Below are 26,960 nucleotides of genomic sequence, written 5' to 3' on the forward strand. Positions count from 1 at the left end.
GGCCACGCCGTCAGTATGACAATAATCCGACATACGTTTTGGAGCAATGTCTTTCGGAGCTGTCGCTTATGCGGCTGAGAGCGCTTCGCTCCACCGCGAGTTCTTTTCGGTCGGTTTGAACCGTGTAACGGGTCACTTCGGCAAGCGATTCATGGCCCGAGAATGACATGATTTGATGCGGCGCACCTCCGGCTTGGCCTAACCGGATGGGGTGTCGAGCGGCAACCTATCAAGGATCACCTGCAATCTGCTATGGAGCAATAACGCCAATGCGATATGCGGGTTACCACACAAGGCTCTGATCGCCACCCAGTTTGGAATTGCTCAACCCGGGAAATTCCGAGACAATCTCGCTGAGTTCGCTGGAATCCTCGTATTTCAGATAGGCGGCCCCCCAAGCGAAATCGTAGCTTTTCAGATCGTCGTCCATTTTCTGTGCCACGCCGGTTCGGGTCTCGATGGCGCTGGGGTCCTCGAGGCCCGCAAGCGTGTAATTGACGATTTTCGAGATGGCCCCCTCACAGGCGTCGAAAGGTTTGAGGGGCGTGTTTTCGGTCAGAAGCGCCGCCGTGACCACCAAGGGGGTGACGGCATGCATCTGGTAATGCAGAGACAATTCGCCCCGCTCCATTTCCAGCGGCAGCGCCCCATCTGGGTCGGCATGGCAGGCCGTGTAGTCGACAGTCTCGTTGGCCCAGGCGATCATGGCCTCGTCTTCGGTCGTCAGCCCGACCAGCGCCACCGCAAGCCCCGCCCATTGGCGCAGATTGTTGCGCGAGGCCCGTTCGGGGGCGTCCGTGTCGAAATAGGTCATATGGGCCTGTGCCCGTGCTTTCAGCCAGTTATCGATATGGTCTTTCTGCACGGGATCGGGCGTGGCGACCTCGAGTGCGTTGCGATAGGCAAAGACAATCCCGCCCAGACGGCTTGGCACGGAGATCTGCGCATTCATGCTGCCGAGATCGGACAGGGCGTCGGCCTGCGCCCATGTTTCCAGCCGGTCGAAGACACAATGGGCCGAGGCCTCGCCGCGTTTGCCCTTCCGGCTGAGTGCACGGTTGCTTTCGCGCGCCAGCTTCGAGATGAACATGTCCACCGGCTTCAGGGCCTCGTTTACCTCCCTGTTCGAGGCCTCGTCAAACTCTGACCGTGTCTCGCTGTCTTCGGTATAGCGGCTGCCATAGGAGAGGCTGACAACGGGTGCGATTTCGTCAAAGCAGGTCTCCGCCTGTTGCGCCTTCGGGTCGGAAGTTTCGGTATCGGGGGCCGTATCAGGGGCCGTATCGGGGGAAGCCGCCGTATCCGTACCGGTTTGAGCGCCTGTCTGGCTGTCTGGCGCGACCGGCATTGCCGGAGCGGTTTCGGCCAGTATCGCTGTGGCGGGGAAAAGCGTCAGCAGCAGACAGCCTGCGGGAAGGGTCAAAGCGGTCTTCATTGCATCGGCACCTTTCCCAGTTGCATGGAATTCAACAACCCGCTGGCCTCTTCGTTGCCCAGTGCCGCCGCCTTGACCAACCAGCCACGCGCGGCGTCGGGGTCCGGTGTTCCGGTGATGCCGAAGGCCAGCGAGCGTGCCTGATCAATCATCGCATCCACATTGCCCCCTTCTGCCGCGCGCCCAAGCCAGAGTTCCGCATCCGCAATATCGGCTGGCGTGCGCGCCTTGTCACGCGTCAGGGCGGCATATTGATACATCGCGAAGGTATCGCCCGCCTCGGCTGCCCGTAAATATAGCGCCCGAGGGTCAATCCGGTCACCAATGGCGCGTTTTACGGCAGGCTCGGCCCCGTTGATCCGCGCGACGACATCCGAAAGCCCTGCCCCGTCGCTGCGCTGCGCCAAAGCCACATAAAGCTCTGCCGCCCGTGCCGGATCAAAGCCCGGCTTGCCCGGTTTCTCGACTTTGGGCAGCAGGCGCATGATCGCGGTGCGGTCTCCGGCCTCATAGGCGGCCAGATACATCTGTTGCGCGGTCAGGGCCGCATCCTCGCCAAGCTGGTCTTTGAAAATGGCGTAGAGGTCGGCAATCTGGGTACGGGCCCACGGTTTTTCATGACGGGCCAGCGCCTCGCTGACGGCGATCCAATGCTTGAGGGCTGCGGTATTGTGCACACGCCCCGCCACCATCGCCAGTTCGCGGGCCTGCGGAAAGATACAGGCCATTTCGGATTTGGCGTGACGCAGCCAGAGGGCCTGATCCTCGGGGGCCGCATGGGCCAGCGCCAGAAGGCTTGCGTCGAAATCCCCCCTGTCGCGGATCACATCGTCAAAGGCTGCAAGGACCGAGGCCTCATCGGGATAATGTGCGGGATCGGCGGTCATCAGGGCCTCCATCGCGACGCCATTGCCCTGCTGCGCCAGAGCCAGCAAGAGGGCGGGCGTATCGGCGCTTGCCGGATAGAGCTGCGCGAATTGCATCAGAAGGCGCGGTTGCAGCAGCGTCACATAATCCTGAACCGATTGCGGTGCGGCCACCTGCAAAAGCCCCGCCACGCGCGTCCAATAGGCCTGTTCCGCATCTGACAGCGCGGGATTGGTGGCAAGCGTCGCGAGATCCGCAAGCTGTGGGCTTGCCGGAAGCACGTCCTGCGCATGTGCCATCACCTTGCGCGCTATCTCGCGCGGCAGATCGGGCACCTGCGCCTCTTCCACGCGTCCAAGCACCGCCGTCAGGGTTTCGCTGGCACCAAGCGCGGCAGGATCGGCCATCGAGGACCAGTAATCGGCCTGTTCGGGCAAAGGCCCTTGCGGCGTAAGGCAGAGATGGGCGTCGACCAGTTCCCGAACCGCGCCGGTCTTGCCCATCTGTTCAACGGCAAAGATCAGGTCATCCACGCCGGAATAGAACGTGTCCATCTTGTCATTCAGGCTCATTGCCACTCTGGCGCGCCCGCGAATGGCCTCGGCATCTCCCAAGGCGACCCCCTTCTCCCACAGCGCCAGAGCCTCGTCCTGCCCTGCCCAGCGGCCCTTGCGCTCGAGCGCCATCTGACCCGCCCGCGCATAGGCCCAACCGGGGGCATCATCGCGCGCCAGAAGGTGGGTCAGGGCGGCCTCGAACCGCGGCTTGTAGTTGGGATTCACATCGGCACGTTTTTCCAGAAACAGCGCCTGACGCACCAGCGCCCCGCGCGCCCCGCTGGCGGCTGCCTGATCATAGAGCGCCTCGGCCTTGCCGAGATCCTGCCCGATCAGCGCGCCCTCTTCATAAAGCCGTCCCAAGGCAATCAGCACCGAAGGCGAACCGTTCTTGGCAGCCTGATGCAGGTATTTCAGCATGACCTCGTTGTTCTTCTTGATCTTTTCAGACCGTAAATGCATCTCGGCCACCGCATAGGCGGCGTTCCCATCCCCGAGATCGGCGGCAAAGCGATACCATTTCTCCGCCAGAGCATAATCGGGCTGGACCAGTTCGCCATTGTTATAGGCACGGGCGATATTGATGACGCGGTCACAGATCGTGGGGTTCATCGCCCCGACCTGCGCGGCAAAGCCCAGCATGATTGTCATCTGCGGATCCACCGTCCAGTTGGGCAGCGCGACACCACGGTTCTGGAAATCGGCAAGGGTCAACAGCGCCTGTGCGTCACCGCCGCGCGCGGCCTCGACAAGCAGGCCGATGCCGCGCATGCGATCTTTGTCGATCCCCTGTCCCGATACCAGATACTCGCCCAGACGCCGCTGGTTATGCGGCAGCTTCGCACCGGGCGTGTCCAGCGCCTTGCGCACCAGCCCTTCCGATTTCACCGCAGCCGCCTCTCCGGCCGCCACCCGCATCGCGATAGTCTCGAAAAGCTGCTTATCCGCGTCGAAGCTGGGGTCGATTTGCGGCAGCAGCGCGATCACACGTGCATAGACCGGCTTCCATTCGGCGGCATCGACCTCCATCAGCCGCCGCATATCGCCCCGCACCTCCTCGGCATTTCTGCCCGCCAATGTCTTGCGATCCCAGTTTTTCCAGCGATCCTCGATCTGCTCGTCGCTCAGGCGCGGGGCGCAGACCGATTGCATCTCGATCACCGGCGGCTCGAAATCCACAGCAACGAGCTCTTTGGCCGAGGCCGTCTGCGCAAGTCCCCAGAGCGTCCCGACAGCCAGCGCGCGCAGACCGTGTCTGGCCCATGACCGGCCACGCAGGAAACCGGCCCTTGGAGAGGGTCCTGACAGGCCAGCGGACGAAGGCTGAAATCGCAAGGAGGCGGCAAGAGAATGGACGCGATATGTCATGGAAACCCTCGTTCTGTTCAGTTGGCTTTGGTCGCGGCTTTCAGGGCCACCAATTCGTAGCGGCCGGACTGGCCACGGAAGACCAGCGTGGTTCCCTCGCGCCGCACCAGCGCGACATCGGCCACCGAGGCCAGAACGTCTTCCCCGTGTCGCACCTGAAACTCCAGCGATAACGGGGCCTTGAGGGCAATCCATTCGCCGGTGCCAGTATCGATATCGGTCATAGCCGCGCGTTTGGCGGCTGGCACGTAAAGATCGACATCATCCAGATCGGAGATGTTGTAGAAGGTGACATCGGCCTGTGCGGGGCTATGGGTCAGCGGATCGGTCACCATATGCCCTTCGCCGCTGGCAGTGATCAGATAGGTGTTCCAGCTGCCCTTGCCGACCTCGGCCTCGCCCTGCGCGGCTCCCGCGCTGACGGCAATCGTGCCGGGCGTGTCGATCATCACATAGGGCGAGACCCCGTCATCCAGCTCCGAGAAACTGTCGCCCGCCACGATGGCCGAGGATTTTCCGGGCATGATCACCCGCAGATAGCCCGCATCGGGATTGACGGCATCGGCATAAAGCTTGGCATCCTGCGCAAAGCCTGCGGCAGGCAGGCCCAGCATGGCCAGACCAAGGATCGCGATGGCCAAAGGTCTGTGCCGCGCCATCGAAGCGGTTTGAGCCAGAGCGGCTTGGAGCAAAGCGGCTTGGGAAAGCATAATCTTGCGCATGGTCATTCTCCGATATCGAAGCACAGGGATAGGGACGAGCCGTTATTGACGGGGCGGTCAAAGGTGACCCGCACCGAATTGAGCGGGGTTTGCGAATAGGGAGCGAGGCTGAGCCAGAAATTTCCGGTGGCCCGCAGGCGGTCGCCGCGCCGGAAATGGTATTGCCGTTCGATGCCGCTTTCGGTGCGCAGCACGAAGGTTGCCTTGCGCGGGCCCTCATCACCGAAGCGGGCGAAAATGGCATCGGATGTGCCGAAGGTGGACCCGTTCAGCTGGGCCTCAAGCGTGCCGTCGACATCGTGCAAGACCAGCTTGTGGCTGCAGGATTTGGCATCCGCTGCTGCGACCAGTTCCTCCATCGGGCCGGAGCCGAACTGCATGATATCGGCATAGATCGGGCTTTCCCACACGATGAAAGCGGGACGCTGGCGGGCATAGTCATCGCTGGTCAGGTAAGATAGCAGCGCGCCGAACTGCCCGCCGCCGGTGACGGCATAATTCAGCACCTCAAGATCGCTATACTGTTCGATCCAGCCTGCGAAATTATTGGTGGGATTGTCCGAGAAAGAGGTGCCCAGCAGCACGACCGGCACCTGCTCGTCGGCATCGGCGAAAATATCCAGAGGCTCGTCGGCCGTTTGCGACGGGTCGGCCACGGCGGTGGTGTCAAACCCCATCGTCTCGACCTCGGGCAACGCCTGACGGCAGCGCATCTGCATGGTGCGGCGCATGGTCGAGAACCCCTCGCGCGCGCCGATCGACACGGTCTCGAAAGTGGTTTTCGGCAGGGCGTCATAGCTGGCTTGCTGGCGCATCTGGCCAGCAATCTGGCGGGCCGCGCGGCGCGCACCTTCGGATGTCCAGTGATAATCGGAGCGGAAGAAAAGCGGCACCTGCCCCGTGCCATATCGCGCCACATCCTCGGGGCCGATATCCTCCAGCATCCCGTGCAGCAGATCGGCGGTGATCACCCCCCGCGCCCGTAGCGCGCGGATCGACTGGCGGTATTCCTGCTGCGCGCTGGCCCAATCGTATTCCAAGGCGCTCAGATCATCGGGAAGGGCTTCGGGCATGGCCTCAGCCTTGGTCGGCACAGGCGCGAAAATCAGCGTCGTGCCCGCCTCTTCGAGAGCGGCGGACAGACGCGCCACGGCCTCGACGGCGGCGGGCGAGAGATCCTGCCCCAAGGTCAGATCCGTGGCCAGACGGTAGAACACCCCGTCCTTGCCCTCCATCGCGGGTACAACGGCCTCTTCCTTCAGCCCGTAGCATCCGAATTCGGAAACATCGCGGGCTAAAGCCGGTGCCGCCCAGACCGCAAGCGCCACAGCCAGTCCCCATCTGCATCCGCTGGTCTTTCTGTCAGCCTTCATGCGTGTTGCCTCTCAATTCCTGTCAGTTTCCAAGCGCACAACATTTTGCCCCAAGGCAAGCATTCCAATATTTGCATTCTGACCAACCAACTCGAGAACCTGTTGTAACCCGTCGCTATCCTTTGCTTTTGCCTTCTCGACAATCATCTGGGACGCCAGATTGAGGTTGCCATTGGCAATCGCGAGCTGCCCATATTCGGTGGCTTTTTCCGCATCCTGCGTGCCGAAGAGATCGCCTGTCCGCCACGCCTCCGCCACGCGCGAGGCGGCATTGGCATTGCCATGAACCGCGGCAAATTCCAGTGCCTGCCCGATCTGTCTCAGCCGCGTCGCCGCTCCCTCGAAGGCCCCCTCGGCCAGACCGCGATCGGTGGTCTCGATCAGGCGGTTGACTGCAAAAACGCGCCCCGTATGCACCGCAATCGCGTAGTAATGCGCGATATCTGCGCGCAGGTCGGGCCGGTCCTCGGCTTCGAGGATCTTGGCAAAGTTGAAGGCCGCCAGCCCGTCGCCCGCATCCGCCAGCGCACGCAGGCGGTTAATGGTCACCGGACGGTCCTCGATCATCGCGCGGCGGGTATGGCGCAACTGCGCGCTGGGCAACTGGCGCGTGGCGGAGACCCCGAACGGGGATCGAATGCTCTCCCCGCCAGCCGGTGCAAGGCCGAGGCCCAGCACCGCACCGACGAGGAGAAGCACCATACCCGACGGTGAGCGAAGACCATACGGATACCTCCGTGGCTTTAGCCGGGCATGTTCCATCTGCACTGACGGGCAGTCCTGTCCATGAGTGGTCACTTCGGGATGCAGACGGGGATTATTTGTCATTGAATATCGGTCCTTTCGGCAGGTCCGGCCCCGCGCCCAGATCGGCGAAACGGGCAGGATAGGTCAGCGCGAGATCGGCACTGCGCACGGGCGACTGGTCGGCCCCGATATGCGCCAGCACCATCGCGGCGCGCTGGCCGGCCAGAAGCGGCGCGTCCTGCAGGTTTTCGGGGGCGGTCCAGATGTCGGGGTCGGCCAGATAGCGCACGGGCACTTCCCAGATCACCTGTTTGGGGGGCGAAAGCTGGAAGGCCTGATCGGCCAGCATTTCCAGGAAGGGTTTGACGGGCCCCTGTCCCTCTTTGGCGTAATTCAGCACATCCTGATGCAGATCCAGCTTGAGGCTTTCCGCGAAGGACCAGTTGGGATTGGCCGAATAGGACGTGCCAACCAGCACCGTCTCGACAGAGGCAGGCCCCAGCAGCGTGTCGAACAGATCGTCCCCGTTCTCCGCGACCTGCGTCACGAAGGGCCTTGCGGTTTCCTCCGGCAGCCCGACCCGCTGGGTCCATTCCGCCGAGGTGATGAATTTCGTCAGATCGCCGTGGAATTGCTGCGCGGGTTCCTCTTGTGCGCTCACGCTGGCCGATCCTTGCGGCACCACCTGCGCGACGGCCTCGGCCACTGCGGCGGCGCCTGCACGTGTCCAATGGGTGTCGGAGCTATAGAACACCTGCGCGTGGCGGGCGGCATCCAGCAAGGCGCTGCGGCTGTCGACCACTTTGATGCCCATCGCCTGAAGCCCTGCGAAGAAGGTCGCGTAGCGTTCTTCCAGATCGCGGGCCATTCCGCTGCCGCCCAGTTCGTTGCGATAGATATCGGCCTTGCCCGCCAGCGGCACCACCACCAGATCGATGCCCTTATCGGCCAGAGTCTCGCGCAGGATCTCGGTGCGGGCAAAGACGGCCTCCATCGGCTCGTCCATCTTGCGGGCCTCTTCTTGCGTGAACAGCCAGCCATTGCGGCCCGAAACCACGCCCTTGCGCCCTTCTTTCAGCGCAAGCCAGCGTCCGGCCCCCACGACCCCTGCGGCAAAATCGTGATGCGGCAGCGCGGCGCGCCATGTGTCGTTGATGGTGGCGCTGGCGCGGCCCTGCATCCAGTCGGCCAGCGTCCAGCGGTGGTCCTGTGTGGTTCTGTCCAGCGCCGGAAGGGCACCGGCAATGCCATAGGCGGCATAGGCCAGAACAGCTGCGGGAAAGACAAGGCGGATGGTGGTGGAGATCATGGCACCCTCTTAGAACTGGAAATACAGGAAGGGCGTGAAGGCGGCCTCGGAGATCCGCAAAACACAGGCGGTGAACAACAGCGCCAGTGCCAGAGAACCCGCCAGAGAGCTCGCTGCCGCCGTGGCGCTGCGTGTGGGGGCCATGACGGAGACCATACCTGAGGTCCCGCTATCTGTCCCCGCAAGACCCGCGGCGGTGCCGCTTGAGATGTCCTGTGCCCGCCACTGGCGAACCAGATCCTTCAGGCGGGGTTCGAGGGCTGCGACCATGATGGCCAGGGCAAGGAAAACCAGTGCCTCGTTGCGGATCTGCACGGCGATGTCGAACGGAATGGCGGTGCCGTTCAGCCCTGCCATGCCCGCCAGCACCCCGAGCGCCTGATCGAGATCGGCGGCACGGAAGAAGACCCAGCCGACCAGCACCGTCAGCAGTGTGCGCAGCACCGACAGCGCCCCGTTGCCCTGCGGCACGATTTTTGCCCGCTCCAGCGCCAGCCATGTGCCATGCCATGCGCCCCAGATCACGAAGGTCCAGTTTGCCCCGTGCCACAACCCGCCCAGCACCATGACGATCCAGAGGTTGAAATAGGTCCGCGCCGTGCCAAAGCGGTTTCCGCCCAGCGGGATATAGAGATAATCGCGCAGCCAGACCGAAAGCGAGATATGCCAGCGCCGCCAGAATTCGGTGATCGAGCGCGAGATATAGGGGGTGTTGAAGTTCTCGGTAAAGCGGAACCCCATGATCATGCCCAGACCGATGGCCATATCGGAATAGCCCGAGAAGTCGAAATAAAGCTGCAGCATATAGGCAACCGCCCCAAGCCACGCCACGGGGTTCGCCGGATCGGCAGTGGTGAAGGCCAGATCGGCCAGAGGCGCGATGGCATCGGCCAGCAGTACTTTTTTCGCCAGCCCGATGGTAAAGCGGGCAAAGCCGTCGGCCACCATTTCGGGCGTCGAGCGACGGTCGCGGAACTGGTCGGCCAGATCCTTGAAGCGCAGGATCGGTCCGGCGATCAGCTGCGGAAACAACGCGATGAAGGCGGCAAAATCGATCAGTCCGGTATCGGCGGGCGCATCCTTGCGCCAGACATCGACAAGATAGGAAATCGACTGGAAGACATAGAAGCTGACGCCGATGGGCAGGATGATCTGCCAGTGAAAGCCGAGTTGGTCAGGCGTGGTACCGAAGGCGGCGGCAAGGCTGTCCATGAAGAAGCCCAGATATTTGAACGTGCCCAGCACCGCGAGATTGCCGCCAAGCCCCGCCACCAGCCATGCCTTGCCGCGCCGACGGCCCAGATGCGCCGCGATGCCACGGCCACAGACCCATGTGAACACGGTGGTTGCCACGAGAAGGCCCAGAAAATCGATCCGCCACCATGCGTAGAACAGATAGCTGCCCAGCAGGATGGTCAGGTTCTTGCCGCGGCGCGGTGTCAGGAAATAGGCCAGCAGGAACAGCGGCAGAAACAGAAACAGAAACGTTTCGGAGGCAAAGACCATAGATCAGATCCCTTCGCAGCTGGGCGCGACAGATGGCGCCGCTGTCGGCGTGGTGAGAGAAAGTGCGGTATGGGCCTTTTGCGCCGCCAGCCACGCGGGCTGCTGGCTGGCAACGGGGCCGCTCATCAGGCGGGGAAATTGCGCCGCCAGCCGGTTGCCCTGCAGATGCAGCCGCGCAGGCCGATCCCCGCGCAGGCCCTCGCGGTTATGAGCCATCAGATTGTCCGAAAGCGACAGCCCCCCCGCCGCCATATCCACCAGCTCTACCGCTGCGGTGCGGGCCTGCAGGAAACCGTTCTGGTGGATTGTGACCGCATCGGCATGGTTGAGGCGCAGGGCCGTGGTTCCGGCCCCTACCACCAGATTTTGCTCGACCAGCACACAGCGGCTGTCGCGGATTTCAAGGCCGGTGGCGAGGGGCTTCAACAGCATGTTCTGGCGCAGCCGTAGGGCCTGTGATCCGCCGCTGACCAGAATGCCCCCCGATCCGGCGGCAAAGCTGTTCTGCTCGATCCGGCTCTGGCGCAGCCCCGCAAGCTCCAGCGCCGAGGCGCTGCCGGTGGTACGGAACGCGACATTGCGGATCTCTGCCTTGGCCAGATTGCGCAAAACGACCCCTTCGCGGGTGCGGCCTTCGAACTGGCTATCGGTCAGGGAAAACCCGTCCACCCCTTCGACGCGCAATTCCGCGACATCCAGAAACTGGCTCTCGCTGATGCGCGAGGTCTCTTCGGCATGGTAGAGAAGGCCGGAGCTGATCGACAGGCCGGCTATCGCGCCCATGCCCGTTGTACCAACGCTGCCTGTGCCATTGGTGCTGCCCTGCGCCCCCAGCCCGATAAAGGCCGCATGCTCGGCCAGCAGCACACCCTGCCCCGCAACCGTCACGAAGGGTTCATAGCTGGCCAGATGGGGATTGACCGGTCGGGTGCTGGCAATGGTGGCGCCCTGCAATTCCAGCGTTCCGAAGGCCAGCACGAAGGCTCCGGCTGCGCGTGACAGATAAAGCGTCTCGCCTGGTGCCATCCGCAGCGCGGCGTCGTTCCACAACACCAGTGGACGTTCGACAACCACCCCGTCCTCGACCGCGTAAAGCCCCGGCAGGCCCGCTTTGGCAAGCGTTGCCAGATCGGCCGTGCCGCCAGTGATATAGATCGCCGTATCCTCTCCCGCGCGGGCGGCCATGATCGGGGCGAAATTCGACGGCCCCGCCATCACGGCAAGCCATGTCAAAGCGGTGTTCAGCGAGCCTTCGCTCAGTTCCGCTTTCGCGGAGGGCCGTTGGAGCGCCACAGGCGGGGCTGGAACGGCCTCTGCCTGTGGGGCGGCCTCTGCCTGCGGAATGAGAGGCGCGCCGATCTCCTTGCGGAAGGCGGCATAAAGAAGGGTCGGATCTGCGTCTTGGGCCGCCTGCCCAAGCCCGCCAAGCCCGTCATGGCTGTCCAGCGACAGCCCCGCGCGCCCGCGCTGCGGGGCGGGCATGGCCGTGGGGGCGTGCCGCAGCAACGAGCTTGGTGCGGCCAGCCCCCCGAGCCGTAAGGACCCCTTGCCGACCGTCATATCCTGAGCGGAGAGCTGCGCCCCCCCGAGCCCCCACAAAGCCACGGCAGTGGCCAGCGGCAGGGTCTTGGGCCAGAAGTGCCGGGGCGGACAAGCGGGACGGGCGGATCGCGGGCGCGGGAGGCGGATCATGGATGCAGGCTCCGTTCAGCGGATATCGGCGACATTGGCGGCCAGCGTGACCTGCGCCACCTCTTCCTCCAAGGCGACAAGTTTGCGGATCGCATCCTCGGTGCGGGTTTCGGCCAGTGCCGCCTGCCGGACCTTCTCGAGCTCGGTCAGCTTGACATGCAGCATGATGATCGCACGGCCCGAGATATTGCTGACCGGCATGGCGTAATCGGCATCGATCATGATCGAGCACCCCTCGAACAACGTGCGTTCGCCTTCGGGCAGCGTGCACTCGCCCTGCCCCGAGATCATGGTCAGGATCGAGCGGCCCTCGCCCGTGCCATTCACCGTCAGCTTGGCACCGCTTTCCACCCGCATCATTTCCATCTCGCAATCGCCCTGACTGCGCAATGTCTCGCTCTGGCCCCATGTCACATCGCGCAGGCGGTGGCTGATGACCTCGTTGCGCTTGTTTTTCTTGAGCTGTTCGACCACCAGTTTGACATCCTGCGAGCGTTGGCGATTGGCCAGCAGCAGCGCATCGGGCGTGTCCACCACGATCACATCATCCAGACCGATCACCGCCACCAGCCGGTCTTCGGAACGGATCAGCGAATTGGCGGTGTCATGGGTGACAACATCGCCAAAGGTGACATTGCCGTTTTCCTTCTGGTCGGAAATCGAATGGACCGAATTCCAAGCGCCGACATCATTCCAGTCGATCCCCGGCAGCGGCGCCAGCGAGATATGTTCCGAGCGTTCGAAAATCAGCCGCTCGGTCGGTTCGTTGGCGGCTTTGCCAAAGGCGTTTTCCTCCAGCACGCTGGCCCCGAGCTGATCCTCGGAGGCATGGGCCAGCGCGTCCGATACGGCGGCCAGTGTCTGGGGATCGAATTTGGCAAATTCCTCGACCAGAAGATCGGCGCGCAGCATCGAGATGCCCGAGGCCCAGTAGGATTGCCCGTCCTCGAGCATCTTCAGCGCCACCTCCGCCGGAGGCTTCTCGACGAAGCGCAGCACGCGGTGCAGGCCGCTGAAATGGTCATAGGCCCCACCGTCGGTAATATAGCCATAGCCCGTTTCGGCATAGGTGGGGATCACGCCGAAGGTGATGATCTGTCCGGCCTCTGCGGCGGGCAGCATGGCGGTGATGATGGTGTTGATATCGCCCGAGATGATATGATCCGAGGGCAGCACCAGCAGCTTGGCATCCCTGTCGTCGCGCAGGGCATAAAGGGCCGCCGCCAGCACTGCCGGTCCGGTGTTGCGGCCCATCGGTTCCCCGATGATCTGGCCGGTCTTCTGGATATCGCGCAACTGGCGTTTGACAATCGCCGTCTGGCGCGCGTTGGTCACCACGATCGGGTCGCCGAATTCCTTGCCGGTATGGCGCTGCACGGTTTCCTGAAAGAAGGTGGCCCCTCCGCGCCCATTGACGGACTGGAACTGTTTGGGCTGTTCGACGCGGGACATCGGCCAAAGACGTGATCCCATGCCGCCACAAAGAACGGTCGGTCGGATTGCATTATACATAATTACTCCTCCGATACAGATTTACGCGTGAACTGATCAACCAGGCTGTCGAGCGGTGTGGCGCGGTGAATGGTCAACTGGGCCAACTGACCTTCGCGGTCAGCAGGCAGCGGTGTCTGGGGCACAAGATCCACGCGAACCTGACGGTTGGCACCAAGGGCGGCCGCCGCAGCCAGAGAGGCGGCATCGGCATGGGTCGCGATGCGCGTCCCGTCCGGAAATTGCGCGGTAATCTCGCGGGCCTGCGCCAGCGCATAAAGCTGGTCGGAGGCGATATTGGCTTTCAGTACAACAGGGGCGTCTGCCTCCGAGAGCTGGAACACCGGCTGGCCTTCTTGCACGGTGGCCCCAAGCTGCGGCCCGACAGAGCGCGCGTTACAGTCGCAGGGCATAGCGACCGCAAGGGTCTGGCCGGTGGTCGAGCGGATCGAGAACGCGACCTCGCCCATCTGCGCGCTGGGGTCGATATAGTCGATCTGGCCCGCGCTGATGGCGTTCAGTTGCGGCCCTGCGGCAAGCGCCTGTGCGGGGGCGGGAATGGCAAGGGTGAACAGGCGCTCGCGCAGGAGCCATGCCCCGCCTCCGACCAGAAGGGCCGTGGCCAGCAGCATCAGCGTGCCATTGACCAGACGCCGCCCGAGGCCCGTCCCGCCGGTTGCGGCGGCATGGCCTTTGGCACCGGCGACCTGCATCGGTTGCAAGGCCACGCCCAGCACCCGCCCGAGCGAGATCACATCCCCCGCGATATAGCTGTTCAGCACATGGCGGAGCTGTGGCAGATGGCTGCCGGAAGGGTCGATGAAATCAACCGCGATGGTGCCCTTTCCGGGGTCGATATCGGTTACCAGCGCAGGGATCGGCAGGGTCAGGTTGAACCCCTCGAAGGGGAAGATCACGCGCAGCAGGCGTTGTTCGCCCACAATATGGGGGTCGGCCAGACCGCCGAGTTTGGCGCGCATCAGCGAGATGGACTGGCCTTGAAACTGGCGTCCGTCGATTTCGGCGGAAAAGGGCAGTTCCAGCAGCGGGTGATCGCCCGGCAGCGCCAGATCGGGGGTGAGGTCGGGGGGTGGAAAGGCGCTTTGGGCGGTTCGGGTGGTCAGGTTGGATCTATGCGGATCGGCCATCGTGGACATCGGGGAAAGGCTCCTTGAGTTGGCGCGAAAAAGGGGGCGTGATCTTCGGGTCGGGCAGATTCTGGCGGGTCACAGAGAACCGGAGGCAATCAGCGTCGCCAGAGCCAGCCAGCCAAGTGCAAGCGCATGGACATAGGTCGAGGACCATGCGCGCAGTCTCTGTCTGGGGGTGGGTTTGAGTTTGCCTTTCGCACCGCCCGGCTGGCGGGTCCATTTCTGGCGATCGATGCGGAACAGGATGAAGCTTTTGACCGAGGCCCCGACGATCTGGCTGAAATACAGCAGGAAGGGATAGGTGATCGGGAAGCCCGGTTTGCGGACCAGCGACAGGATCCAGCAGAAGATGTAGCGGGTGAACAGGATCCACGCGATATAGGCGGGCAGCACCATCGGGCTGACGAAGACCGTGCCGAAGAGCACCGAGATCGGCCCCGCAAGCGTTGTCCATATCCCCATGCGCTGGTCGAGAAGCGCCCAGAATGTGTAAAGCCCCGTTACACGCAGCGGCAGTGCCAAGGCGCGGCCATTGGTGCGCAGCATATTGCCGAACCAGCGTGTCATCAGGGTTATCGCGCTGTCCATGAAGCCGGGTTTGGGCTGGCTTTCCATCGAGACAGAGGCGACATCGGGCAGATAGCGCATCAGATAGCCATGCGACAGCAGCCAGAACCAGGTCGATTTGTCATCGCCGGTCAGGAATTTCACGCGCCCCAGACGCCAGTGCTCGACATGGTCCGATTGCACCTGAGCAATGAAGCTGGGCTCGATCAGAAGATCGGCGCGGAAAACCGACATCCGTCCCGTAAGGGTCAGCACGCGGCCCGCAAGCCCCTGCGAGGACATCATCATCTGACGTTGCGAGAAGCGCAGGTTATACCAGTCACGGAACAGGCCGGGTTCGGGGGTTTCGGCAATCTCGTCGGTGGTGACCGCGCCCACCCGCGGATCGGTGAAAAACGGGGCCGAGGTCTCGACGATATCTTCGGGCACGCAGGTATCGCCATCGACCACCACCACGATATCGTGGCGTGTCGGGTGCTGGCGCGCAATCAGCCGGTACGACCGCGCCAGCGCGTCGCGCTTGCCGGTGCCCGGAATACGGTCGATCAGCAGCGCGACATTGCCCATAGCAACCGGCATCGTGTCGTAGACCCGCTGGATCAGCGCCTGATCGGCCAGATCCACCACCGAAACCACCACCGAGGCGCCGCCGCGCGATGCTGCCGCCGCGCGGAAGATGGAGCGGTAGACCGGCACGGTGACCTCGGGTTCGATCTTGAAGGAGGTCACCAGAAACCATGCATGGGCCGGTGCGGGACGGGCGGCATAGGCCTGCTCGGCACGGGCGCGCAGGCGCGGAAAGGCATAGTTGAGATAGATCGCTGCGCGGGTGAAGTTCAACGCGGCCCAGCTATAGCGCCAGATCCCGATGACGCCGATCACCAGCAGCCCTTTCGAGACGGCCTGAAGGTCGGCGCTGGCCACCAGGGTCATAAGCCAGACCATGACCGCGAGATAAAGAAAATGCGCAGCGATCCGTTGCATGTTACCAGCAGATCCCTTCATAGACGCCATTCGAGCGGGCTTCGGGAGAGATCCGCGTCAGATCGATGATCGGGCGGTCCATCGCGCGGGTCAGCGGTTCGAGTGTCTCGGCATAGCTGTTGCCGACCAAAATCACATCGGTCTCCGCCAGCAGATCCTCGATCGAGGGCACCAGACGGTCGCGCAATTCGATGCCGTAATCATTGCCCCGCCCTGCGGCGGAATGGTCATTGGAATAGGCTTCGTTGACATAGGGATCATAGACCTTGATCTCGCGGCCCTTCTCGATCAGCCGTGCGGCCAATGTGGCCAGCGGGCTTTCGCGCAGATCATCGGTGCCCGGTTTGAACGAAATCCCGACCATGCCGATCCGGCTATGGCCGCCCTCCTCCAACATCTTCTCGGCGCGGGCGATCTGTTCGTCATTGGCCACCAGAACCGCGTCCAGAAGCGGGGTCTCGACGGCATGCTGATCGCCCAGTGCCCGCAGCGCACGCACGTCCTTGGGCAGGCAGGACCCGCCAAAGGCAAAGCCCGGACGCATGAAATAGGGCGACATGGCGGCTTTGTTATCCGAGCACAGGATCCGCATCACAAGCTGGCCATCAATTCCCGAGGCCTTGGCGATATTGCCGATCTCGTTGGCATAGGTCACCTTGACGGCGCGCCAGCTGTTCGAGGTGTATTTGACCATCTCTGCGGTGCGCAGATCGACCGAATGGATTTTGCCGATGGTGTTCTTGTTCAGCTCGGTCAGGAAATCGCCGGTCAGCGCATCAAGCGAGCCGAAGACAATCAGACCCGGCTCTTTGTGATCCTCGATGGCGGTAGATTCGCGAAGGAATTCAGGGTAATAGCCAACCCCAAAGGCATCCCCCGCAGTCAGGCCAGAGGCGGATTCCAGCATCGGAATACAGGTGGTTTCCATCGATCCGGGCACAATGGTCGAGCGCATGATCACCGAATACCATTTGCGCTCATGGGCGATGGCCTGCCCGAGCTGGGCACAGGCGGATTTGACGTAATCGAGCCCGATAGAGCCATCCGGCGCCGAGGGGGTGCCCACGCAGACGAAACAGGCCTCGGTTCTGGCGACGGCTTCGGCGATATCGGTGGTCGCGCTCAGCTTGCCCTCGGCCACGGTCTGCGCGATGAGTTCGGGCAGGCCCTTTTCGACAATCGGGGACTTGCCCGCATTGATGGCCGCCACTTTGCCCGGATCGACATCCACGGCCACCACAACATGCCCGTCCCGTGCCAGACATGCTGCCGAAACAGCCCCGACATATCCAATTCCGATCACAGCGATATTCGCCATACCCATTCCTTTCATCAAGCTTACAAGCCGTGTCTGCCCTTGGAGGAAAACCGAATGCCATGCCGGTTCCGGTCTTCGGCCAGACAGATCGGCGGGGAGGCCGACCATCAATTTCGTTAATGACAAGTTAAGATTTGCGCCGCTGCGGAAGAAAAAATAGTCCGTAAAAAAGCCTATTCTTGTCAGGAAAAGAGCCGCTGAACTGATCGGTTTCCTACAGGCGGAACCTCGGGGTCGTAGGGGATTTTCCGCTGGGAGACGCGCATTAAAAAAGCAGCCTCTCGGCTGCTCGTTTCGTCATAAAATCAGGTGGATAGTCTTAAACGAGACCGTTGCGCATCGCATAGTCGACGATCTGGCTTCGGGATTTCAGCTGCAGTTTGTTGGCCGCGCGTGCCTTGTAGGTTTCAATGGTTTTCGAGGACAGGTCGAGCTCTCGGGCAATCTCCTTCATGCTCTTGCCCAAGGCGATGGATTGCACGACGAAAGCTTCGCGGTCCGTCAGCCGGTCTTTCATCCTTTCGGCCAGATCGCCGCCGTCTTTCTCAAGTAAGATCGGCTGCGGAGGGTCGGATCTGCCGCCGCGGCCCGATACGGGCGGCCCGACCTCTCGCCCCTTTGCCAGCACCTCGCGGGCAAAGGTCTCTTCCAGATGGATGAAGCCGTGGCAGACCGAAGCCACCGCCACTTTCACGGCTTCCAGATTGAGATGTTTCGAGATGATGCCGCGAAATCCGACATCGAAGAAATTCTCGATCAGATCGTCATCGGGGGCCTCGCAATAGGCAATATAGAGCGGCGGCTTGCCGATGATCGCGTTGAGCCGCCCCACGATGGTGGAGACATCCATTTCAAACTGGGACGGATCAAGAATGACAACATTGGGCAGACAGGGCAGATGCTCGCGCTTCAGCCCTTCCGGTTTTGACCAATCTCCCGGCAAAGACAAAGACCGCGCCTCCAGCCAGCTTTCCTCCGAAAGCAGCATGGAAATTCCTCTGGCAAGAAGCGGGTTACTGTCGATGGCGAGAACGACCTGAACGATATCGTCTCTGAACATATGTGGTCCTTGGCTACCACGATCTGTGGATTTGAAGCTAAAGGGGATTTACCGCGCTCGGCGGTAAATGGACGAAGCATTCGGCAATTTTTCGCCGTAATCGTATTCTGCCTTTATCTAGCTAATTCAAATTATGGAGAGTCGATCCTTGAATGCAACTTTCTTGCCGATGCGACGCGGAGATTTCATTGGAACCCCGACTAATGCTTACGTCGCGTCAATATTAGCACGATGATTTCCAATAAGAATCTCTGTGCGTGATTAATTTTTAACAGAATGCGAGTTTTGCCGTGGCTAAGGTAGTGCTGCACGGGGGTATTTCAACCCAAGCGATTATTCGCCGAGTGCTGTCCACCAGACAGTCACCGGATGCTCACGGGCCGGTGGGGAAAAGGGGCGTGTCCGCCCCTTTGCGTGGCGCCTCACCCGTGGTCATACCACTCCGAGACGACATCCATCGTAATCCCCCTGAATTCGATCGAGGCATCCGGTGTGGCAACGGTCAGGCTGCCATCGTCTTCGACAGAGAAGGAGAAGATGTCGGAGGCCACCCCGTCTTTGGACCAAAGCAGCGCCGCCTTGAAAATCTCGTCGGCTTTGTGACCGTTGAGATAGGCGCTATCGCCTTCCTCGAAGGAAAAATCGAGGATCAGGTTGTCGCCATCGGTCAGGATGAACTTGTCCGCCCCCGTGCCGCCTTCCAGGGTGGCCGAACCGCTTCCGGCGTTCAGCTTGTCATTTCCGGCCCCGCCATAGAGGAGGTCGTCATCATTATTTCCGTACAGCGTGTCATTGCCCTCACCGCCCCAAAGGACATCCACACCCTTGTTGCCGCGCAGCACATCATTGCCATCGCCGCCCAGAATGGTGTCATCGCCCGAGGCACCGTTGCCCTTGTCGGCACCGGCCCCGAGATCGATATAGGCCCCCGCATCCGAGGCCTTGACCGTGTCATTGCCCGCAAGCGAGAAACAGATACTGTCGCCTCCGCTCAGAGAGATCGAATCCTTTGAGGCCGTGCCCAGAACATCGGCATCGGCTTGCGTGACATCGGTCTTGGTGCCGGTCTCGGTGCCTGTCTCGGTGCTGGTTTCGGCGGTGGCGGGGGCTGCTGGGATCTCTTCTGGCGCGGCGACCAGCGCCGTCGGGGCGGTATCGTCAGCGATGACCGCGTCCGCCTGCACCGTGTCCTGCACAACCTCCTGCTGCGGCGCGGGATCTTTGGCGCTGACATCCGCATCGCTTGGGATCTGCGTCGCGCTATACCCCCCTGCCTTCAGCAGATAGTCCAGATCATCGGACAGCGAATAGGTGCCATCGGTGGTTTGCAGCACCTCGACCTTTTCCAGCAGCGAGCGCCCGCCCGCATGGTACAGCCACAGCCCCTCCGTCTCCTGCACCAGTTTGAGATCGGCCAAGCCGCCATTGACCACAAGCGTGTCCGTGCCCGATCCGCCCTGAAGCGTATCCTCGCCCGCCGAAAGCACGATCACATCGGTCCCCGTCCCCATGTCGATATAGTCATTTCCAGCCCCGCCGGTGACGGTATCGGCGCTGCCATACATCTGCACATGCCCGCCCTTGTCCGACAGGGTGATCTCTTCGGCGCGCACGCTGCCCTCGACCGTGGTGAAAAGCACGGTATTGGCTTCGCGCTCGGTCGGCGGGCCATAGCTTGCCCCCTCTTCGTTGACAAAAAGCGTCAAACCGAGCGCCTTCTGTTCGGCCAGCGTGTCACGGATGGAATTGTCAACGCTGATGGTATTGTCCTGATCCAGCCCGCCATGAAAGTTGATATCGCGATTGGTATAGCTGACCTGTACCTCATTGCCCGAGGCCGAGGTGTAAGACGCAAACAGGACCGCGTGGCGCGTATCAACAATCGTCAGGTCGGTAAACGAGCTGTCATAGACATCGCGGATCCACAGCCCGTAGCCATTGCCGGAATCGCCTTTGTTATGCGCGCCCGAGACCGACAGCCCGTCGATATCGGCATCGATCGATTTTGCCACGACCAGCCCGTTCGACCCCGGTTCGATCATCGACACATCCTCGAGAGTGAACCCGCGCGAGGTGTTGACGAGGATCATCATCCCGTCATCTTCCGCCGAAATCGTATTGGTGAAATCGGTCGGATCGGAGGTGCCGTAATCGCCCTTCAGTGTCAGGTTCGAGATCGTGACATTATCGACGGTGTCCACAACCTGCGCGGTGGCGGCCTTGCCGAAATCGAATTGCAGGGGGGAATCGAACCCGACGGTCTTGCCGTCAACCGAGGTGACCACCACCATCTGCGTCTGCAGCGGCTTGTCCTTCTGCCACTGCGTATCGCCGATTTCTGCGAAAAGCGCCGCGGTGTTCGGGGTCTCGATCCAGAGCACATCCCCGACCTGAACCCCGTCGGTCGAGGCAAGTGTCAGGCTCTGGCTTCCTTTCACCCCCGAGGTCACACCGATATCGGGCCCGAGATCTTCTTTGAACAGATCGTCGCCAACCTGAAATGCGGGGTCGCCCTTCATGGAAGCATCAAGGGTGATCACCGTCTGACCATCCGACGCGCCACGCAAAACGACATTATCCGTCTCGATCTTGACGGTCGAGGTGAAGGTATATTCCCCCGCCTCAAGTTCGATCACCGTCCCAGGTTCTGCGCCCGAGACGATTTTCTGAATGTCTTCCGATGAGGTACCGGATTTTATGTATAAGACCATTCCTTGCGTCCTTTTAAGAGAGGAGGTTTAGAAAGTCTTCGCTCGCGGGCACCTTATCGGATTATGGGTTAATGATGCCATAATCGCGCTAGGAAAGATGGATCACAAATGATTCAAAACTGTCATGACTTTGCGTAATGATGGACGGATTTTACGCGTTTTTCTGCCTGTCTGGCGAAAACAACGGCTATGTGACAGGTCTCTTCGGGGGTGGGGCGCAGCCTTCGGGCGGCTCTGCCGCGCGTGCATGGATGGAGGCGGATACCTATCGTCCTGAGGAAGGGGTTGATCCTTTACCGGACAAGGACGATGATCTGCCCAAATGCATTTGGAGCAGAATTTATGAACCGGTTTTTTCCGCTTTTTGCCATTCTATTACCGATGACTTTCGCCTCTGCGCTTGCTGCGCAAGAAACGGACTGGGCGGCGATTATGGCCGAAACCGCTTGGGACTGGCATCCGGGGGATCTTGTTTTCCGTAATGGGCTCAATGCCTTCGACGACACGTTGCGGCAGGCACAGGGTGCGGAATGGGCTTCGGTCGGCATTATGCGGGCCTCCAGCGGCAGCCCGCGCGTAGTCTATGCCGATGAGGTGGAGGGCGTGACCGAAGTTATGGTCGAGCAGTTTCTCGATGGGTTGGACGAGGGGGATTATGCCGTCTACCGGATCGAGGCGCTCGATCCCAACCGCACGGGCAAGCAGATGGAACAGGGGCCGATTGCGAAATTCGTGCTGCGTAAGGCCTATGAAGCGCCTTTTGACCCGTGGATGCAGTTGGGCAATGGGCGATATTATAATGCCGAACTGCCCTATCGCGCGGCGCTTGCGGCGGGCGTTGACCTTGGTCCGCTTGTGCCGTTGCGGAAAATCGCGGCCCGAAGCGATGCGGTCAAAGCCCTGCTGCTGCAGGACTGGCGCGCAAATCCGGCCTGCCAGCCTGAAAGCGGCATCACCACCAAAGCTGCCTGTTGGGACGCGATTGCGGATGGGGCTGTGATCACAACGGACGGCATACGCAATTCTGCCGCCGTCACCCGCATCTTCCCCAATTAAGGGAGCATGTCACGCCCCCTGACCCAGCATATTGACCGCTACGCGGGTCTGCGTGGAACGGGGGCTGCTTTTCACGCTCCAAGCGGCAAGAATCGCCACTCTTATCGCGTCCTTGCCCTGAGGCCGGTCATAAAGAAAGACGCCCAGAAAGCAGGTTGCCATATAGAGGAAGATGGTGGGCGATGAGGGATTTGAACCCCCGACATCATCGATGTGAACGATGCGCTCTACCACTGAGCTAATCGCCCTCCATGAGGCGGTGTTTAGCCTCCCGCGCGCGCAGGTGCAAGAGGCTATATGAAGTTTTTTAAACTTCTTCCTCATCAGCCGTTTCCGGCCCCTGCGCGGCAGAACTGCGTCGCAATTTCAAGACCATAACCTCGCCCTGCCCCTTGGTGTCGCGCCGCGCGACGCGCAGTTTCCCAAGCGGCGGCAAGATCAGCGGCACGTCCTGCGACAGAGCCTCCCCCAGCTCTTCCAGCAGCGCATCCATCGCCGCTTTCACCTGCGGTTTTTTCAACCCGCTCCGCGCCACGACCCGTTCGATCAGATCTTTCTTGCGCAAGGCAATCTGGGCCTGCGGTGGGGTAGCGGCCTCGGTATCGACCGGCATGGCTTCAAGGCCAGCGCCCGGCTCGGGAGTATCAGACGACATGCTCCAACAACCTTTCTTGCGAGATGGTGCGCCCTCAGACTAGCGGCTCTATGGTCGAATCGGAAAGGCCCCACAAAAGAGAACGGGCGCAGGTTTCCCCACGCCCGTTCCAAATAAAGACCATGCCCCTTAATGGGTCACAGCGCCCTGCCCCGATTGGGCCGCTGCCGCCGCTTTGGCCGCTGCGGCGGCCTCTTCGGCCTCTTCATCCCATTCGACCGGCTCGGGTTTGCGCACCAGCGCCTGTTCCAAGACCTCGCGTACATGGGTCACGGGAATGATCTTCAGGCCTTCCTTCACATTCTCCGGAATATCGGCCAGATCCTTCTCGTTCTCCTCGGGGATGAACACCGTCTTGATGCCCCCGCGCAGCGCGGCCAGCAGCTTTTCTTTCAAGCCACCAATCGGCATCGCATTCCCGCGCAAGGAGACCTCGCCCGTCATCGCGATATCCTTGCGGATCGGAATCTGCGTCAACACCGACACAATCGAGGTCACCATGGCAAGGCCAGCCGAAGGCCCGTCCTTCGGGGTTGCCCCATCCGGCACGTGCACGTGGATGTCCCACTTTTCGAAACGCGGCGGCTTGATCCCGATTTCCGGCGCGATCGAGCGGACATAGCTGGAAGCCGCATCAATCGATTCCTTCATCACATCGCCCAGCTTACCGGTGGTCTTCATCCGGCCCTTACCGGGCAGTCGAAGCGCTTCGATATGCAGAAGATCACCGCCCACTTGCGTCCACGCAAGGCCGGTCACCACGCCCACCTGATCTTCCTTCTCGGCCAGACCATAGCGGAATTTCTTCACGCCCAGATAGTCGCCAAGCTTCGCGCTATCCACGTCGATATGCTTGATCTCGCCCTTGGACTTGATGATCTCGGTCACGGCTTTCCGCGCCACTTTGGCCACTTCGCGTTCAAGGTTCCGCACACCGGCCTCGCGCGTGTAATAGCGCACGATATCGGTGATCGCCTCATCCTCGATCTCGAATTCGGACTTCTTCAGACCATGCGCCTTCACCTGTTTCGGCACGAGGTGATGCTTGGAGATTTCGAGCTTCTCGTCCTCGGTGTAGCCCGAGAGCGAAATGATCTCCATCCGGTCCAGAAGCGGGCCCGGCATATTATAGCTATTGGCCGTGGTCAGGAACATCACATCCGACAGGTCATATTCGACCTCAAGGTAATGGTCGACAAAGGTCGAATTCTGTTCCGGATCAAGCACTTCCAGCATAGCCGACGCCGGATCACCACGGAAGTCCTGCCCCATCTTGTCGATCTCGTCCAAGAGGATCAGCGGGTTCGTGGTCTTGGCTTTCTTCAGCGCCTGAATGATCTTGCCCGGCATCGAGCCGATATAAGTCCGGCGGTGGCCACGAATCTCGGATTCGTCGCGCACGCCCCCCAGCGAGATGCGGATGAACTCGCGCCCCGTGGCTTTGGCGACCGACCGGCCCAGCGAGGTTTTCCCCACGCCCGGAGGGCCGACAAGGCACATGATCGGGCCTTTCAGCTTGGCCGAACGCGCCTGCACGGCGAGATATTCGACGATCCGCTCTTTGACCTTTTCCAGACCGTAGTGATCGGTATCAAGGATCTCTTCGGCGCGGCCCAGATCTTTCTTTACGCGCGATTTGGTGCCCCACGGAATCGACAGCATCCAGTCGAGATAGTTGCGCACGACGGTCGCCTCTGCCGACATCGGGCTCATATTCTTGAGCTTCTTGACCTCGGCATCGGCTTTTTCGCGCGCCTCTTTCGACAGTTTGGTATTGGCGATCTTCTCTTCCAGCTCGGCGATCTCGTTCTGACCGTCCTCGCCATCGCCCAATTCCTTCTGAATGGCCTTCATCTGCTCATTTAGATAGTATTCGCGCTGCGTCTTCTCCATCTGGTTCTTGACGCGGGTCTTGATCTTTTTCTCGACCTGCAGAACCGAAACCTCGCCCTGCATCAGGCCATATACCTTTTCCAGACGCTCGGAGATGTCCAGCGTTTCCAGCAGTTCCTGCTTGCGCCCGACTTCCAGCCCCAGATGACCCGAGACAAGATCGGCCAGCTCTGCCGGCTCGCGCGTGTCGGAGACGGCGGTCAGCGCCTCTTCGGGGATATTTTTCTTGATCTTGGCGTAACGCTCGAATTCTTCGGCGACCGACCCCAGAAGCGCCGAGATGGTTTCCTCGTCGCCGCGCACCTCTTCCAGAAGCTCGGCGCGGACCTCGAAGAAATCCTCATTATCGACAAATTCGGTGATGCGCACGCGCGTCTTGCCCTCGACCAGCACTTTAACGGTGCCATCGGGCAATTTCAGCAGTTGCAGCACATTGGCAAGAACGCCGGTCCGGAAGATACCATCGGTATCGGGCTCATCCACGCTGGGATCTATCTGGCTGGCCAGAAGAATCTGACGATCCTCGGCCATCACCTCTTCCAGCGCACGTACCGATTTTTCGCGGCCCACGAACAGCGGCACGATCATGTGCGGGAACACAACGATATCGCGCAGCGGCAGAACCGGATGGGTTTGCGAGGAGATTTCGGTCATGGTCATTCCTTATATGGCGAAAGAGAACCGGCCCCGTTTCGGCAACCCCGTCTCTTCCCTAGTCCAGCAATAGATAGGCGGCGTCTCGTGCCTGTTCAACCACCTCTGCGTTACGCAAATGTTACGTCAAGCACGGGCGGAAAGCGATATATGGATCGCAAGAGTGCGAATATATTTTTCAGAATTTTCGTGAAATATTGTTGCGTAGGTGAATTGCATTCGGTAATCTTAATTCGTGGATAGGTGAGAATAACCTAAAGGATAAGCGCCATGAATACCCAGCAACGTCCAGCACAAGCCGCTCTTCGGCAATTCCTCCGCGTCTCTTCGATCAAGGGATGCATGGCGCATGCCGCAACGGTCACCCTGCCTTCGGGATGGTGGGTCCTACCCAGTGCGGGGTTGGGTCTGGCAAGCTATCTGCTGGTGGCGCTGGCGATCTGGTCGGCCCATTGAGCGCAGCAGGTGCCGCCCCTTAACGGGGCAGCACGATCTCGGCCATCAAACCGCCAAGCGACGGGCTTTCGCGCAAATTGAGATTGCCACCGTGGGCGCGCACGATATCGGATGCGATTGACAGCCCGAGGCCCACGCCCTGCCCCAAATCCTGATTGCGCGCCGGATCAAGGCGCGTGAACGGGCGCAGGGCCTCTTCGCGGCGCTCGGGCGCGATGCCCGGCCCCGGATCCTCGACCGCGATCTTGATGGTCTTTTCTCCCAAAGTCACACCAATCTCGGCCTGCCCGCCATAGCGCAGCGCATTGCCGATCAGATTGTCGAGCGCGCGCCGGATATCGTCGCCGCGCAGTTTCGCAATGACCTCTCCCGCCTCCGGACAATCACCCAGAATCACGGGGCGCCCGCTGCGTTGGGCATAGTGCACCGCCTCGCGGACAAGCTGGCCGATATCGGTGTCATCTGGCGCGGCGGCCTGTGCCTGATTGCGCGAGAATTCGAGGAAAGCGTCGATTAGACGGCCCATCTCGGCCACATCCATCTCCATATCCTCGATATCCTTGGCATCTTCGGGGTCGCGCGGCAGCATCGACAGGCCAAGACGCAACCGCGTCAGGGGGGTGCGCAGGTCATGGCTGATGGCCGACAGCATCATCGTGCGCTGTTCGATATGCCGCTCGATCCGGTTGCGCATATCCAGAAAGGCCGCCCCCGCCGAGCGCACCTCCGTCGCCCCCGAAATCTTGTAGGGCACAGACTGACCACGCCCGAAGGCTTCGGCCATCAACGCCAGATGCCGGATCGGCTTGAGCTGGTTGCGCAGGAACAAGAACGCCACGACCGTCATCAGCAGCCCGACCACAAGCATCAGCACAAGAAGCTGATGCGGGTTCGACGCAGAGGCCCTCTGACGGGAAAAGTCTATCTTCATCAAGCCTTTGTCGGTTGAAACCCACAGCACCACCCGATCCCCGTCCGTCAGATCGATGGCCCGCACCGGACGGACAAGCTGGTGCAGAACGTCCATCACCACCAATCCGGTCAGGTCATAGAACTTGCGATGGTCGCCGCGTGTCTCGTCGAGAATCGCGGGCAGATCGGTGGTCATCTGTAAAGGTGTCCCGAGGCGCTCCACCTCGGCCCGCGCGGCGGACAGATCGGGGGCCTCATCCACGGCATCAATCAGCAGGTCGATTTCCAGCAGCATCGAGCCGGTCATCTGCTCGGTCACACGCTCGAAATGGCGCTGGATAAAGACAATAGATACCACAAGCTGGATCGTAACGATCGGCAGCAGGAGGATCAGCGCGCCGCGACCATAGAGCCCGCGCGGCATCATTTGTTTCAGCCACTGGAATTTCATGTCAAAACCGTAGCGAGCAGCCGCA

General features: G+C 61.3%; 19 protein-coding genes and 1 tRNA gene. 2 read left to right on the top strand and 18 right to left on the bottom strand.

Translation table 11 applies throughout. The annotated features are described in order from the left end of the window. Window positions 1-283 precede the first annotated feature (283 nt). The 14 genes from WDB88_RS08950 to WDB88_RS09015 all read right to left on the bottom strand — a co-directional run bounded on the left by WDB88_RS08950 (window position 284) and on the right by WDB88_RS09015 (window position 20,858). The gene (locus WDB88_RS08950; protein WP_339107325.1) at window positions 284-1,435 is read right to left on the bottom strand and encodes an alginate lyase family protein; all 1,152 of its coding nucleotides are present in this window, start codon (window positions 1,433-1,435) and stop codon (window positions 284-286) included. Next, a complete protein-coding gene (locus tag WDB88_RS08955) occupies window positions 1,432-4,227 on the bottom strand; it encodes a hypothetical protein (RefSeq protein ID WP_339107326.1) in 2,796 nt (931 codons plus the stop codon). The genes WDB88_RS08950 and WDB88_RS08955 overlap by 4 nt, the downstream gene beginning before the upstream one ends. A 17-nt stretch (window positions 4,228-4,244) precedes the next feature. After that, entirely contained in the window at window positions 4,245-4,949 is a 705-nt protein-coding gene (locus tag WDB88_RS08960) for a hypothetical protein (RefSeq protein WP_339107327.1), read from the bottom strand. 2 nt (window positions 4,950-4,951) lie between these two features. Then, a complete protein-coding gene (locus WDB88_RS08965) occupies window positions 4,952-6,322 on the bottom strand; it encodes a hypothetical protein (RefSeq protein ID WP_339107328.1) in 1,371 nt (456 codons plus the stop codon). A 12-nt stretch (window positions 6,323-6,334) separates the two neighbouring features. Then, complete coding sequence (locus tag WDB88_RS08970) at window positions 6,335-7,024, bottom strand: hypothetical protein (protein ID WP_339107329.1); 690 nt, start codon at window positions 7,022-7,024, stop codon at window positions 6,335-6,337. A 115-nt stretch (window positions 7,025-7,139) separates the two neighbouring features. Next, the gene (locus tag WDB88_RS08975) at window positions 7,140-8,378 is read right to left on the bottom strand and encodes a hypothetical protein (protein ID WP_339107330.1); all 1,239 of its coding nucleotides are present in this window, start codon (window positions 8,376-8,378) and stop codon (window positions 7,140-7,142) included. 9 nt (window positions 8,379-8,387) lie between these two features. Further along, window positions 8,388-9,884, bottom strand: a complete 1,497-nt coding sequence (locus WDB88_RS08980) for an MBOAT family protein (protein WP_339107331.1) — start codon at window positions 9,882-9,884, stop codon at window positions 8,388-8,390. A 3-nt stretch (window positions 9,885-9,887) separates the two neighbouring features. Continuing rightward, window positions 9,888-11,576: a right-handed parallel beta-helix repeat-containing protein gene (locus WDB88_RS08985; RefSeq protein WP_339107332.1), complete on the bottom strand. Its 1,689-nt coding sequence runs from the start codon at window positions 11,574-11,576 to the stop codon at window positions 9,888-9,890. A 15-nt stretch (window positions 11,577-11,591) separates the two neighbouring features. Continuing rightward, window positions 11,592-13,088: a sugar phosphate nucleotidyltransferase gene (locus WDB88_RS08990; protein WP_339107333.1), complete on the bottom strand. Its 1,497-nt coding sequence runs from the start codon at window positions 13,086-13,088 to the stop codon at window positions 11,592-11,594. A 2-nt stretch (window positions 13,089-13,090) separates the two neighbouring features. After that, window positions 13,091-14,224 (bottom strand): hypothetical protein, encoded by a 1,134-nt coding sequence (locus tag WDB88_RS08995; RefSeq protein ID WP_339107334.1) that lies wholly within the window; start codon window positions 14,222-14,224, stop codon window positions 13,091-13,093. A 69-nt stretch (window positions 14,225-14,293) separates the two neighbouring features. After that, window positions 14,294-15,769, bottom strand: a complete 1,476-nt coding sequence (locus WDB88_RS09000) for a glycosyltransferase (RefSeq protein WP_339107335.1) — start codon at window positions 15,767-15,769, stop codon at window positions 14,294-14,296. Between the two features lies 1 nt (window position 15,770). Further along, complete coding sequence (locus WDB88_RS09005; protein ID WP_339107336.1) at window positions 15,771-17,087, bottom strand: nucleotide sugar dehydrogenase; 1,317 nt, start codon at window positions 17,085-17,087, stop codon at window positions 15,771-15,773. Between the two features lie 319 nt (window positions 17,088-17,406). Next, window positions 17,407-18,147: a response regulator transcription factor gene (locus tag WDB88_RS09010; protein WP_339107337.1), complete on the bottom strand. Its 741-nt coding sequence runs from the start codon at window positions 18,145-18,147 to the stop codon at window positions 17,407-17,409. A gap of 422 nt (window positions 18,148-18,569) precedes the next feature. Next, on the bottom strand, window positions 18,570-20,858 hold the full coding sequence (locus WDB88_RS09015) for a calcium-binding protein (protein WP_339107338.1): 2,289 nt from the start codon (window positions 20,856-20,858) through the stop codon (window positions 18,570-18,572). A gap of 342 nt (window positions 20,859-21,200) precedes the next feature. On the opposite strand from WDB88_RS09015, the gene WDB88_RS09020 reads away from it, so the two are divergent. Next, entirely contained in the window at window positions 21,201-21,914 is a 714-nt protein-coding gene (locus WDB88_RS09020; RefSeq protein WP_339107339.1) for a peptidoglycan peptidase, read from the top strand. 173 nt (window positions 21,915-22,087) lie between these two features. Here the strand turns inward: WDB88_RS09020 and WDB88_RS09025 are convergent. The 3 genes from WDB88_RS09025 to lon all read right to left on the bottom strand — a co-directional run bounded on the left by WDB88_RS09025 (window position 22,088) and on the right by lon (window position 25,116). Continuing rightward, window positions 22,088-22,162: transfer RNA gene (locus WDB88_RS09025), tRNA-Val, on the bottom strand. 59 nt (window positions 22,163-22,221) lie between these two features. Then, window positions 22,222-22,569: an HU family DNA-binding protein gene (locus WDB88_RS09030; RefSeq protein WP_339107340.1), complete on the bottom strand. Its 348-nt coding sequence runs from the start codon at window positions 22,567-22,569 to the stop codon at window positions 22,222-22,224. A gap of 129 nt (window positions 22,570-22,698) precedes the next feature. Then, window positions 22,699-25,116 carry an endopeptidase La gene (lon, locus tag WDB88_RS09035; protein WP_339107341.1) on the bottom strand — a complete coding sequence of 806 codons (2,418 nt, stop codon included), beginning with the start codon at window positions 25,114-25,116 and terminating at the stop codon, window positions 22,699-22,701. Window positions 25,117-25,386: 270 nt separating this feature from the next. Here lon and WDB88_RS09040 point away from each other — a divergent pair, with 270 nt between their 5' ends. Continuing rightward, window positions 25,387-25,572, top strand: coding sequence for a hypothetical protein (locus tag WDB88_RS09040; RefSeq protein ID WP_339107342.1), 186 nt, complete (start codon window positions 25,387-25,389; stop codon window positions 25,570-25,572). Window positions 25,573-25,591: 19 nt separating this feature from the next. On the opposite strand, the gene WDB88_RS09045 is transcribed toward WDB88_RS09040, so the two are convergent. Then, window positions 25,592-26,935 carry an ATP-binding protein gene (locus WDB88_RS09045; protein WP_339107343.1) on the bottom strand — a complete coding sequence of 448 codons (1,344 nt, stop codon included), beginning with the start codon at window positions 26,933-26,935 and terminating at the stop codon, window positions 25,592-25,594. Window positions 26,936-26,960 lie beyond the last annotated feature (25 nt).

The organism is Thioclava sp. GXIMD4216, assembly GCF_037949285.1.
In the GTDB taxonomy this organism is placed as follows: Bacteria; Pseudomonadota; Alphaproteobacteria; order Rhodobacterales; family Rhodobacteraceae; genus Thioclava; species Thioclava litoralis.